Annotated in this window: 12 protein-coding genes; 4 read left to right on the forward strand and 8 right to left on the reverse strand. The window is 63.3% G+C overall.

Going from position 1 to position 12,461, the window contains the following annotated elements; genetic code table 11:
* Positions 1–85: 85 nt before the first annotated feature.
* The gene (locus GB927_RS02530) at positions 86–1,891 is read right to left on the reverse strand and encodes a helix-turn-helix domain-containing protein (RefSeq protein WP_256114968.1); all 1,806 of its coding nucleotides are present in this window, start codon (positions 1,889–1,891) and stop codon (positions 86–88) included.
* A 165-nt stretch (positions 1,892–2,056) separates the two neighbouring features.
* Between GB927_RS02530 and GB927_RS02535 the strand changes: the two genes are divergently transcribed.
* The 3 genes from GB927_RS02535 (at position 2,057) to GB927_RS02545 (ending at position 4,073) form a co-directional block, all read left to right on the forward strand.
* A complete protein-coding gene (locus GB927_RS02535) occupies positions 2,057–2,647 on the forward strand; it encodes an amino acid synthesis family protein (protein ID WP_256114969.1) in 591 nt (196 codons plus the stop codon).
* A gap of 80 nt (positions 2,648–2,727) precedes the next feature.
* On the forward strand, positions 2,728–3,375 hold the full coding sequence (locus tag GB927_RS02540; RefSeq protein WP_256114970.1) for a glutathione S-transferase family protein: 648 nt from the start codon (positions 2,728–2,730) through the stop codon (positions 3,373–3,375).
* Positions 3,376–3,728: 353 nt separating this feature from the next.
* Complete coding sequence (locus GB927_RS02545) at positions 3,729–4,073, forward strand: hypothetical protein (RefSeq protein ID WP_256114971.1); 345 nt, start codon at positions 3,729–3,731, stop codon at positions 4,071–4,073.
* 60 nt (positions 4,074–4,133) lie between these two features.
* Here GB927_RS02545 and GB927_RS02550 read toward each other — a convergent pair whose 3' ends face one another.
* From GB927_RS02550 to GB927_RS02580, 7 genes are all read right to left on the reverse strand, one after another.
* Positions 4,134–4,691 carry a TetR/AcrR family transcriptional regulator gene (locus tag GB927_RS02550; protein ID WP_256114972.1) on the reverse strand — a complete coding sequence of 186 codons (558 nt, stop codon included), beginning with the start codon at positions 4,689–4,691 and terminating at the stop codon, positions 4,134–4,136.
* Positions 4,692–4,836: 145 nt separating this feature from the next.
* The gene (locus tag GB927_RS02555) at positions 4,837–5,874 is read right to left on the reverse strand and encodes a CE1 family esterase (protein ID WP_256114973.1); all 1,038 of its coding nucleotides are present in this window, start codon (positions 5,872–5,874) and stop codon (positions 4,837–4,839) included.
* A 166-nt stretch (positions 5,875–6,040) separates the two neighbouring features.
* Entirely contained in the window at positions 6,041–6,841 is an 801-nt protein-coding gene (locus tag GB927_RS02560; protein ID WP_256114975.1) for an ABC transporter permease, read from the reverse strand.
* Position 6,842: 1 nt separating this feature from the next.
* Positions 6,843–7,706: an ABC transporter permease gene (locus GB927_RS02565; RefSeq protein ID WP_256114976.1), complete on the reverse strand. Its 864-nt coding sequence runs from the start codon at positions 7,704–7,706 to the stop codon at positions 6,843–6,845.
* Between the two features lie 2 nt (positions 7,707–7,708).
* Positions 7,709–8,785, reverse strand: coding sequence for an ABC transporter ATP-binding protein (locus tag GB927_RS02570; RefSeq protein WP_256114977.1), 1,077 nt, complete (start codon positions 8,783–8,785; stop codon positions 7,709–7,711).
* An 85-nt stretch (positions 8,786–8,870) separates the two neighbouring features.
* Positions 8,871–10,022 (reverse strand): ABC transporter substrate-binding protein, encoded by a 1,152-nt coding sequence (locus tag GB927_RS02575; RefSeq protein ID WP_256114978.1) that lies wholly within the window; start codon positions 10,020–10,022, stop codon positions 8,871–8,873.
* A 129-nt stretch (positions 10,023–10,151) separates the two neighbouring features.
* Positions 10,152–11,483 (reverse strand): aspartate aminotransferase family protein, encoded by a 1,332-nt coding sequence (locus GB927_RS02580; RefSeq protein WP_256114979.1) that lies wholly within the window; start codon positions 11,481–11,483, stop codon positions 10,152–10,154.
* An 85-nt stretch (positions 11,484–11,568) separates the two neighbouring features.
* Here GB927_RS02580 and GB927_RS02585 point away from each other — a divergent pair, with 85 nt between their 5' ends.
* Positions 11,569–12,456 carry a LysR family transcriptional regulator gene (locus GB927_RS02585; RefSeq protein ID WP_256114981.1) on the forward strand — a complete coding sequence of 296 codons (888 nt, stop codon included), beginning with the start codon at positions 11,569–11,571 and terminating at the stop codon, positions 12,454–12,456.
* The last annotated feature ends 5 nt before the right edge of the window (positions 12,457–12,461 follow it).

A 12,461-nucleotide genomic window follows, 5' to 3' on the forward strand; every position in this document is an offset into this window, starting at 1 on the left:
CCGCCGCCGGCCGGCCGCTTCTTCCTCCTAGGCGGAGGAGAGTGGCAGAGAGTTCTCCTGCGCTTCGAAGGAGAGCACGAAGGCGTCAGCGTTCGCTGAAGGCGTGGTTCTCGATCACGCCGTAGAGACGCAGGGCGAGCTCGACGGAAAAGCGTCTTTCCGCCGTTTCGACATCGATGCCGAAGAGTTCCTGGATGCGCGAGAGCCGGTAACGCAACGTCGTCACATGCAGGCCGAGGCGGTCGGCGCAGGCCTGGCTGCGGCAGCCTTCTTCGAGATAGGCCGACAGCGTTTCCAGATAGGGCGTGCCGTTCTCCCGGTCGTGTTCGGCAATGGCGCCGATGCTTTCACGGACGAAACTGCGCACGTCGCCCACATCGGCGGCGGAAACGAGCATGGGCAGTGGGCCGAAATCCTGTGTGGAGAGTGCCCCCGTCAGCCCGAACGAACGGCCGATGCGGATCATCCGGCTGCACCGCTCCCAGGCGGCGGGGTAGTCTTCCAGCCCGGCGCAGCGATTTCCGGCAACGATGACCGGCGCCTCGTCGAAATAGCGGCCCAGTTCATCCGCCATGCGGCGCATGAGTTTTGTCGTGCGCTCCTGCTTTCGCCCCGCCTCGTGCGGCACGAGGCAGACGACACCGCCATCGATGGCGACGAGGCTCGCTTCCAGCGAAGCCTGCCGCAGGATGCGCGACAGGGTGTGCTCGACATCGACGGAACCGCCGCCGAAGGCCTTCGCCTTTTCCGGAAAATCGACGACGATCATCTGCTGGGGCGTGGAAAAATCGAGCCCGAGACGCGTAGCGCGCTGGTTGACATCCCCAGCATCGTGCCAGCGCCGCTCGACGACTTCGAAAAACAGCTCGCTTTGCGTGCGCGTCTCGAAACGAAAGCGCAAGAAGGAACGCATCATCTGCACGCTCAGCGCAAACTTGGCGCTGTCGAGCATGAGCTGGTCCAGCTCGCCCTCGGCGACCGCGCCGGGAAAGATGGCGAGCGCCCCGACCAGCTGCCGGTCGACCGTCAGGGCTTCGATCCGCGCGGAGACACGCAGCCGCCGCGTGCCGTCATCCAGCAGGATCGCCGCCGTTTCCAGGGTGCCGCGCTCGACGGCATCGCGGGCCGCCTTGATGAGCGTGCGGGCGAAGGCCGTCGGGGCTGCGGCCTGCCATGCCGCATCGTCGAAGTCCGTTGCCAGCGGCGAGCGACCTGCGATCACCTGATTGACGGTAAAATCGACGACGACGAGCGGATTGGGCAGGAGCCGGCCCACCATCGCAGCAAGCGAGGAGACGGAGCCGTCACTGAGCACATGTTCCAGCAGCGACGTATGCGCGGTGAGCGCCCGGTCCAGCCGATCGGACGCCCGTTTTTCCGCGGCGAGGCGATGCTGCTTTTCCACCGCGATCGCGCCGAGATGGATGATCGTTCCGAGAAAGGCGAGATCGTCTTCCGTGACCTCCGTCACCGTGCGGGCGATGACGCTCAGCACCATCGGCCGGCCCTCGGCGTCGGCGCAGTTCATCGGCATGACGAGCACGGTGCGGTAATCCCGCTCGAAGGCCTCCTTGCGGTAGCCGGGAAACTCGGCACTCTCGCGTGCATCGCGCAGATAGACCGGCTCGTTGCGCTGGAGCGCGATCAGCGACGGGCTGGTCGCCAGTTCCCAGCGGTCGGGCAGGTCGCGCTGGATGAGCGTGGGATCATGCCGCACGATGACATGGGCATAACCATGCGCCGCATCGATGCCCATGATGGAGCCGAGCGCCCAGTTCGCATGCCGGCAGGCTGCCGCAATAAGGTGCTGCAGCACGGTCGTCAGGTCGCCGCCGCTGTTGATCTGGCTGGCAACGTCGCGAAGCGAAAGTATCCGTGATTTCTGGTCCAACCCGCCGCACACTCCCATCCTAGGCCCGCAATAATGCGGCGCGAAGCCCGTGAATGCTACTTGTTTTCGGAGGATCACTGCCGCTCCGTTTCCTCGGAACGATAGGAAGATCGCTGGCCGCTGCACGCTAGGTTGAGGAAACGGTCAACAGACGGCGGAAAAGACATGGCGCTCGGCATCAGAAAGATCTGCACCTTCCTCGAGGAAACCCACATCGAGGGCGGCAAGGCCGCGCCGCGTTCCCTCAACATCGTCGTCGTCGCCGCCATCATCCAAAATCCCTGGTCCGGCAAAGGCTTCGTCGAGAACCTGCGGCCCGAGATCATCGACATTGCGGGGCCGTTGAGCGAGGAGATGACCCGCCGGCTGCTGGCGCAAATGCCGGCGGACAAAATCGAGGCTTGCGGAAAGGCGGCCGCGGTCGGCGTCAACGGCGAAATCGAGCATGCCTCGGCGATGATCCACACGCTGCGTTTCGGCAATCCCTTCCGCAATGCGATCGGCGGCACGAACTATCTGGAATTCGCCAATACGCGCAACGCGCCCGGTGCCCTGCTCTCCTTGCCGATGATGCACAAGAGCGAAAACGGCAAGCGCTCCCACTTCCTCACCGCCAATTTCCAGATTGCCGACGCGCCGCATCCCGACGAGATCGTCATCGCCATCGCCGCCGCCGACGGCGGCCGCCCGCACGCCCGCATCGCAGACCGGTTCCAGGACATTGCGGAAATGGAGGCTGAGCTCTCACGGGGCTAAGGCTAACGGCTTGAAACAAGTAGTGTCGGAATCTCGTTTGGCTGATCGTCTTCAAGACGGACAGACCAGGGAGAACGACAATGACGATCACCATCACCGCCTTTGAAAGCTCACCCGATCGCGGCAGGGGCCTGGCGCGCGACATGCGCGTTCGCTGGGCGCTTGAGGAAGTGGGGCAGCCTTACGAGGTTCGGCTTGTTTCGTTCAAGGCGATGAAGCAGCCCACGCATCTCGCACTTCAGCCCTTCGGACAGATCCCGACCTATGAGGAAGGCGATCTGGCTCTGTTCGAGTCCGGCGGTATCGTGCTCCACATCGCGGAGCACCATCCGGGCCTGCTGCCGGAGGATGCGAATGCCCGGGCGCGCGCCATCACATGGATGTTTGCCGCGCTCAGCACGGTGGAGCCGCCCATTGTCGAGCGCGAAGCCGCCCACTATGCGGAGCGCGACGAGGCCTGGCACGAGGCGCGCCAGCCCATTCTCAAGGGTCGCATCCGTGACCGGCTGGACCAGCTTTCCGACCGGCTCGGCGATGCCGACTGGCTTGACGGCGCGTTCAGCGCCGCCGACCTCCTGATGGTGACGGTGCTGCGCCGGTTGGAAGGCTCGGATATTCTGGGCGACTACCCAACCCTCTCCGCCTACATCGCCCGCGGCCAGGCCCGACCCGCTTACAAACGTGCTTTCGACGCGCAGCTAGCGGTGTTCACTGCCACGCAGAAATGACCTCAAGCGGCTAGCATGACCCGTACGCCTTGATCCCGCCGCAAAATCCCCTATAAACCGAATCGGTCTGCTTCCTACCGATTCGGTAGGCAAACAAAACGAGGGTCGGCCATGGGACAGGGCAAAGGAATGACGATCTTAGACGGCTCACGTCACGCCGTCAGAAGGCACCTCCATGTCGCCGTCTCCGTGACGTCCGCGCCCGGCACGGGCGTCACGATGCGCCGACCCGAAATATAGCCCATCTCGTCTGGCATTCGGCGCGCCCGCCCAGACGCATCCCCCAAAACCCATGAGGTCACGAAGCACAGGGCATGTGCTTGCGATGACGCGCGCTTATGAAAGGAACTTCCATGCAATCAAGACCCCTTCTCGCCCTCACACTCGCCGCGGCGGTGTTCGCTTCCGGCTGCCAGTCCAGATCCCAGTCCATGGACGAAGCCTATAATATCTGCGCCGATAGCGGCATGCGGCCGGGTGGCTGGCAGCACCAGCGCTGCACCCGCAACATCTATTCGGAAAATCGCCGCAAGGCCGATCAGGCCGCAGCCGCGGTTGCCGTCGGCGTCGCGGCAACGGCTGTCGGCGCCTATGCGATTTCGCAGGCCAACAAGGACAAGCACAAGGATAGGGATCGCAGGGATCGCGGCTGGCAGAGGGATCGGCACGACCCATATTGGCCGAAGCGCGCCCGGTAATCGCCCTCGCCCGCATCATCGATTTTCTCTAGCCCCGGCCGGAAAACTCCGGCCGGGGCGCTACGGCTGCCGGTGGCCCAGCGCATTCATCGTTGCGGCAACCATGGAGGCGCGCCATTCCTTCGTCTGTTTCGTGCGCACCGCGAGATTGGCGGTGATGCCGAGGCCCGAAAAGGCGCAGGTCACGCGAATGATCCGGTCCAGTTCTAGTTTCTGAAGGTCGATGCCGATCGCCTCGTACATGATGAAGCCGATCTCGTTCATCTCCTGATCGTTGGGATCGGGATCGAGCGCGATACGGTTGCCCAGCGCCGAAATGCCCGGCTGCTCGAAGGCGAAGGTGACGGAGGCCTCGACCACCGCAAGATCACGCTCGCGTCCGACCGGCAATCCCTTCACGCTTTCCAGCATCTCTTCGGCATGCTCGCGCAGCGTCCGGATGCCGGCATCATAGATGGCCTGCTTGCTCGGGAAATGATGCAGCAGCCCGGCTTTCGAATAGCCGACGGCTTCGGCGATCTGCGAGAGCGAGGCATGCGCAAATCCGTGTTGGGCGAACAGAGCGGCCGCCCGATCGATGATCCCGGCCTCGATTTCGGATTTTGTCGGCCTGAGCATGAACGGACCCAACGTTGATTGCCTTGTGCGGCGAGCTCTAGGCCTGCGGCACCCTCGCCCGCTATACGAAATGCGGCGATGTTTGTCAGTCTGCTTTCCGCGCGGGGCCGGGCGCAAGCCTCTCCACGCACAGATTTGGACAGGCTTACCCGGCGCGCTCGGTGGCCTCTCCCGCCGTCACCGGGGTTTCTTCCGGAGAGCGTGTGTTCCTGAAGAACTCCCACATGCGGCCGGTGGCGTCGCGTTCAGAGGTCACCTTGCCGTTTGCGTCGAAGGTTCGGAACAGCACGCTGCGGGCCGGCCAGTCGTGGGTGTTTTCCTTGAGCAGATAGGATGTGATGCGCGCACCGCTGGCGCAGGTGTCGAACGACAGCGCCGTCATCGCCGCATCGGTGAGGACGTCGCCCTTGGCCTCGCACTTATCCAGCTCCGCCCAGCGCCGCAGCGCGGCTTCGCCACCATATTGCCAATAGGGCCTTCCGCCGCCAATGAAGGGATTGGTGACGTCCTTCATGCCGGAGAAGGCGATGATCGAGATCGGATTGCCGGGATTGCAGGATGCGACATCCGGCTGCCAGACGCCATCGCGCTCCACCGGATAGCCGGCGCGCAGGCCCATGACGAAGCCGGCGGCTGCGAAGTCCGGGTGCCCATTGCAGATATATTGGGACAGCATGCGACCGCCGCCCGAATAGCCGGAGGCGTAGATGCGTGTCGGGTCGACGCAGAAGGTGTCCTTCACCGTCTTGATGGCATCCTTGATGTAGCGCTCGTCGTCGTGCGTGCCGCCCTTCGTCACGCCCGGCACGTTCCAGGCATGCGTGCCCTTGTACTGCCCGTCGAGGCTGCCCTGCAGCGCGATCGCCACGAAGCCTTCGCGCTCGGCGACCGCGTCCCAGCCGCTACGGCGAAACTGGCCGGCCGGACCGGAATTGCTGCCGTGAAAATCAAAAACGACGGCGAGCCTGGTCTTGCCGTTATAGGCAGCCGGAATATGGGCCAATGCCGGCCGCTCGATGCCGCCGGTTTTTACCGTGAACTCTATCTGGCCGGGCGCAATGGGCTGGCCGCAGCCTGCTGCAAAAGCGGGGCCGGCAAGGCCGAGAGCGAGAAGCAGGCCCATCGCTGTCACGCGGATAGAACCTTCATGCCGCACGCGGCCAAGCAGACGAAGTATATCCATCAAAACGCCCTGTGAGTGCTGGTCTGTATCGGCTGGCACTGTCGCTCCTAATACAGGAACATTTTACGCAAGGTATTGATGGTGCTGCCGTCGCACGTGGATGCCGTGTCACCTCCGGCATGTCAAGGCGTTGACCTAGAATTCACTAGTGCGACCCCGCCCTCCTCTACGCATCCTTGCGCTTCAGCCTGATCGAGACAAGCAAACCGAGCACCAGGCCGAAGACAACGAGGTTGATCAGCGTCGAGAGCGCATAGAGCTCCGGCTTGACGCCGTAGCGCAAGGCGCCCCAGGCGACGGACGGCATGGTTGGCGTCGCGCCCAGCAGATAGAAGGAAATGTCGAGACCGTTGAGCGACAGCACGAAGGCGGTGATGAGGCTGCCCATGATGGCCGGCCAGGTGATCGGCAGCATGATCTCCAGGAAGGAGCGCACGGGCGACGCGCCGCAGACGATGGCCGCCTCGTTCATGCGCCAATCATATTTGTAGAGCATGGCCGCCATGATGAGGAAGCAGAAGCTGAAACAATGCACGGCATTGGCGATGATCGCCGTCACCATGTTCCCCTGCAATTCGAACAGCAGATAGTAGAGCGCCATGCTGGAAATGCCGAGCATGATCTCCGACACGAAGAGCGGCGCGGCAAACAGGATGGCGTAGAACAGCGCCCTGCGGCCACCGAACCTCAGCACGCCTATCGTGGCGAGGAAGCCCAGCACCGTCGACAGCACCGCCGTGCAGGAGGCAAGCAGCAGGCTGTTCAGGAAGGCGCTCTGGTAGACGGTGTTGTTGGACAGCCGCACATAGCTCGCGAAGTTGAACTCCGGCGGATAGGGGAAGTTCGGCCGGCTCGACAGCGACGCGAAGAGGATGTGGACGATCGGCATATACAGGAAGGCGAAGACCAGGATGACGAAGGCTGCAAGCAGCCATTTGGCGATGGCATCGGACACATGCGGGCTCATCTTACTGCCTCCCCATTCCGGTAAATCCGGTCCTGCGCAGATCGACGCCGAAGCTGAGGATCGCAAGCGCGAGCGCCGAAAACAAAAACAACACGACGCCCATGGCCGCACCCAGCGCCCAGGTGCCGGACTCGCCGAATTGCTGTGACATCGACATGCCGTAAAGCGTGCCGTTCGGTCCGCCGAGGAACCGCGGCACCAGCGAGGCGGACAGCGTTGGGATGAAGGCCAGCATGAAGCCGACGAGCGTGCCGGACAGATTGAGCGGCCAGACGACCTCGGTGAACACCCGGAAGCGGTTGGCGCCGCAGGCATTGGCGGCATGGGCGAGGCGGAAATCGAAGTTGATCAGCGAAAGATAGACCGTGGTGACGACCAGCGGCAGGTAGAGATAGATGAAGGCGATGAACGAGGCGACATTCGAATACATGATGAGCCGCAGCGGCGCCGCCCCCATCCGCACAAGCATGCCGTTGACGAGGCCTGCCGGCCCCAGCATGCCCTGAAGCGCGATCAGCCGCAGCACTTCGCCGGAGAGGAACGGGATGACGAGCAGCAGCGACAGGATGATCCGGTAGCGGCCGCCATAACGCACGATGAAATAGGCGATTGGCCAGGCCATGACGACAAGCGTAACCGAGACGCCAACCGCCATCATCAGCGACCGCAGGAAGAAGGTGATATAGGCCCCCTCCGTCGCCAGCGTGACATAGTTGTTGAGCGTCAGTTCGCGCACGATCTTGTAGTTCTCGGTCTGCCAGAAGCTGAGCACGACGAGCGCGATGAGCGGGAAGACGAAGAAGAACAGCAGGAAGCCGCTCGGAACGTAGAGCAGCAGGCGCTGGCGCAGCGAAACGTTTGGCATCGTCAGCTCCCCGCCTTGAAGATATGGCAATCGGACGGCGCCCAGGAAAGCAGGACGCGCTCCTGAATGGGCAGCGGATCGTTGCGCTTCGGCTTGACGACGATCACGGTGTCGCCGCGATCGGTCTCCAGGATATATTCGAGAAACGGTCCGCGCAGCACGATATCGGACACCGTGCAGACGATGCCGCTGCCGCCTTCGGATTTCGGGCTCAGGTCGAAGCGCTCGTTCTTGACGAACACGTCGAGCGCATCGCCGGGCTGGAACTTTTCCTGCGGGGGCAGCGGGAACTCGTGGTCGTAGCGGGCAAGCCGCACCGTCTTGCCGTCCGGCGTCACCGTACCCTGGAATTTCGTCGACTTGCCGACGAAGCGGGCGACGAAGGGCGTCGGCGGGCTGTCGTAGATCGCCTGGCGCACATCGAGCGCCTCCAGCCGGCCATTGTGGATCACCGCGATCCGGTCGCTCATGCTGAGCGCTTCTTCCTGGTTGTGCGTGACATAGATGAAGGGGATGCCGAGCTGCTTCTGGTAGCGGCGGATCTCGACCTCCATTTCCTGGCGCAGTTCACGGTCGAGATTGGCCAGCGGCTCGTCGAGCAGCAGCAAGGTCGGCCGGGCGATGAGGCCGCGGCCAAGCGCGACGCGCTGCTGCTGGCCGCCGGAAAGCTGGCTCGGATAACGATCGAGCAGTGCCGTCAGCGACAGGACGCCGGCCACCCATTCGAGCCGCTCGTCGATCACCGTTTGCGGCTCCCTGCGCATACGCAGCGGAAAGGCGAGGTTCTCGCGCACCGTCCGGTGCGGGAAGAGCAGGAACTCCTGGAACACCATGCCGATGCCGCGCTTGTGCGGCGGCAGCCCGGTGACGTCCTTGCCTTCGAAACTGATGTGCCCCTCGGTCGGCCGGTCGAGGCCGGCGATCAGGCGGAGCAGCGTGCTCTTGCCCGAACCGCTCGGCCCGAGGATGGCGATGAACTCCTCCTTGGCGATGTCGAGGGTGACGCTGTCCAGCGCCTTTACCGCGCCGTAGCGGCGCGAAACATTGTCAATCCGGATATAGGAATCGCTTTGTCGCATGAAATGGACCTGTGCTCATGAGATGGGGGCCAGGGCGTGAAAGCCGCCCCGGCCGCCTTATCTGGGAGGATGGAATACGGGCAGGTCACGCCGCCTGTACGTTCGACCATACGCGTTCCCACTTTTCAGGGGAGGACGGCTGGTCGAACATGAAGAGGTCGGCGATCTCGCTCGAACGGTCCATGAGGAAGAGCTTGCGCTCGTCCTCCGTCGATATGGCGCGCAGGTCGACCGTGGTCGAGCAACCCGCCACTTCGCCGATCTTCTTCATCACCGGCGCCGAGATCATGATGTCGATGAAGTTGTAGCAGAGGTCGAGCTTCGGCCCGTCCTCCACACCGGACGTGACCAGCCAGGTATCGACCCAGCCGAGCCCGCCTTCCTTCATCTTCAGCGCATGACGGAAGTCGACGGCCGGAGCGCCCTGGCTTTCGGCGGTCAGCAACTGGCGGAAGACCTGCGCGAACTCGGTCGCGGCCACCACGGCGCCGCTTTGCAACAACTGGAAGAGCGTCGGGTTGTCCTGGTAGCGGGTGAGCAGCAAGGCCTTCTGCTGGACGAGCAACTTCTCGATCTCGGTAAGCTCCTCGTCGGTCAGGACGTAGGGATTGAACGGCTTGCCATCCGGCCGGGGCTTGATGCGGCTGCCCAGGCGATCGGTGACCAGGAGTGCGGCGAGCGCGATGTTTTCCTCGAAGCGGGAGCTGGTCGAAAGCATGCCGGAATAATCGGCATTGAACATGCATTCGAGCGTCTCGGTCTTCTCCGGCGCCACCTTGCCCGCATCGTAGGTGATGCCGTAGGCGCCCCAGCAGAACGGAAAGCCGATCTTGCCGCCCGCTTCCGGCTCGGAGAGCACGTCGAAGGCCGCGGCCTGGAACTCCGGCAGGTAGCCGCCGGCATTCGGCACCTTGGCATAATCGACCGTGCGCAGCAGCTTTTCGCGATAGTAGAGCTGCGGCCAGAAACCGTCGGCCTGGACGAGGTCGAACTCCTTGGAGCCGCCGACGCGCAGCTTGTTATAGGCCTCGGAATTTCCGTCGAAGAAGGTCGGAACGAACTTGACCTTGTTGGTCTCCTCGAAGGCGGTGATCTGGTCGGGCAGAAGATAGGCCTCCCACATCAGCGCGCGGACCTGGTCGGGCGCCGCCCAGGAGGGCCGTATGAAAGGCATGGTGAGTGCCGCCGTGGTGCCGGCGGCGAGAATGGATCGGCGTGTGAACTTCTTGTCGAACATTGTCGTGATCCCCTTTGTTGGTCTTGCTGAACAGCGTCGCGTGCTTCGGCACGTCTTGTCATTCCCAGTGTTTCTTGCTTTCGGTGCTTCCGGCAGGCTTACCGCCGGAAGCTTTTGCGGGCTGGACGCTCAGGCGATGCCATCCGCTTCGATCGAGCCCAGCACCTCGTCGAGCACGTCGAGCGCGTGGGCCATATCCTCCATGGAGCAATCCAGCGGAGGCTTGACCTTGATCAGGTTGCCGAGGCCGGCATAGCGGCTTTCGCCGAACAGCACACCACGATCGACACCGCGACGGTAGACCTCTGCGGCGGCCGCGCGCGCCGGCTCCTTGCTGTCGCGATCCTTGACCAGCTCGATCGACACGAAGAGGCCCGGCCCCCGGACATCGCCGATCAGCTTGCGGCGCCCCGCCATCTCATGCAGGCGGCCGGTGGCATATTCGCCGAGCGCATGCGCCTTCTCGCAGAGCCCGTCGCCGATGATCGCATCCACCGTAGCGACCGCGGCGGCCATCGCCACAGGGAAGGAGCCGAAGGTGAGCGCATCTTCGCCGGAATCGAATTTTTGGAGCTTGTCGCTGGCGAAGATGCCGGCCAGCGGGAAGCCGCCGCCGATGCCCTTGCCGAAGGTCATGATATCGGGAACGATGCCGTAGAAATCGGCCGCGAACATCTTGCCGGTGCGGCCGAAGCAGCTCTGAATTTCATCCCAGATCAGCAGGATGCCGCGGCGGTCGCAGATCTCGCGAACGCCCTTCAGGTAGGAATGCGGCAGCACGATATGGCCGCCATTGCCCATGATCGGCTCCATCATGATCGCCGCGACGCCGCCATCGACGCCCCTGTCGATCGCATCTTCGAGCAGCGACAGGCAGAGCTGGACGTCGGTCTCGGGATCGAGGCCGAGGCGCGGGCGATACGGATCGGGATGCGGCACGCGGGTGAAGCGCGGCGAAATCGGCAGGAAAGGATTGTTCGGATGCGGCCAGCTTGCCGCCATCGTGGTGATCGAGCGGCCGTGATAGGCATCCTGCAGGACGATCAGGTTCTGCGCGCCGGGGCGGTTCTTGAAGGCGAGCTTCATCGCCATTTCGACCGCGAGGCTGCCGTGCAGCGCATAGCCGATGCGGTTGAGATCGCCGGGCGAAATCTCGCGCAGCTTTGACGTCAGCGTCAGGAGCGGCCTGGTGTTGAAGTTCGGCCGCGCATGGGTGATTTCCCTGAGCTGGGCGATCGCCGCTTCGACGACGCGGGGATCGTTGGCGCCGAGATTGTTCGACCAGGCCTGCGAGGTACAATCGAGGTAACGATTGCCCTTGTCGTCCCAGACATGGGAGCCGCGTGCCCGAACGAGCATGATCTTGGTGTTGTCCCCTTCGACCGGATCGTGGATCAGCGAGCGCTTTCCCTCCTCGATCCGATATTCGTCCGATTTTACAGCGGTTTGTGCGACATTCATGGGATGTTTCCTCTCACCTTCGATGAGCGCGATTACCCCATGAAAGCGCGTTGACAACAAGGACGATTAGCGAAAGGATTAATTCATGGCGCTTATGAATATCCAGCTTCGGCACGTCCGCTGCCTGCTTGCCGTCGCGGGCGAGAGGAGCTTTGCGCGCGCTGCCGAAAAGCTCGCGGTCTCGCAGCCGGCGCTGTCGCAAACCATCAGCCAGCTGGAGGAGACGCTGGGCTTCGAAATCTTCCAGCGCACGACGCGCAGCGTCACCCTCACCAAGGACGGTGAGGCGCTCTGCGAATATGCCCAGAAGCTCAACCGGGCGATGGAGAGTTTTTACCGGGACGTGAAGTCGCTCCAGCTCTCCGTGCACAATTCCCTGCGCGTCGGCTATCTCATTGGCACGGCTGTGGAATTCATCCCGAAGATCACTCAGGAATTCGAGCGCCGTTTTCCCAATGCCACGTTGGAATTCATCGAATACGACTTCAACAATCCGGATGCGGGCCTTGCCACTGGCAGCGTGGATTGCGGCATCTTCCGCCCGCCCGTCGATACGACCAATATCAACATCGTCGAGATCGCGCGGGAGCGGTGCGTCGCCTGCCTGCCGGATGGCCATCCGCTCAGCCTGCAGGAGACCGTCGAGGTGGAGCAGCTGCTCGACGAGCCCTTCATCGCGGCTCCAGGCTCAGGCATCTGGCGCGACTACTGGCTGGCCGGCCAGTACCGCAACGGCCGCGAGGCCCGCGTCGTCTTCGAAGCGGCGACGGTAGATTCCGAGTTGCAGGCGGTCGCCATGCGCAAGGGCATCAGCATCACGGCGGAAAGCACCGCCCGTTTCTACGCCCGCCCGGGCGTCGCCTTCCGCACCATCACCAACATGGAGGAATGCGTCATCGCCATCGGCTACAAACATCCGGCAAACCCGCTCGTCAGGGAGCTTATCGACGTCGCGCGGTCCGTCGCCCGCTAAGCGCT

It is taken from the genome of Shinella lacus (assembly GCF_010994755.1).
GTDB lineage: Bacteria > Pseudomonadota > Alphaproteobacteria > Rhizobiales > Rhizobiaceae > Shinella > Shinella lacus.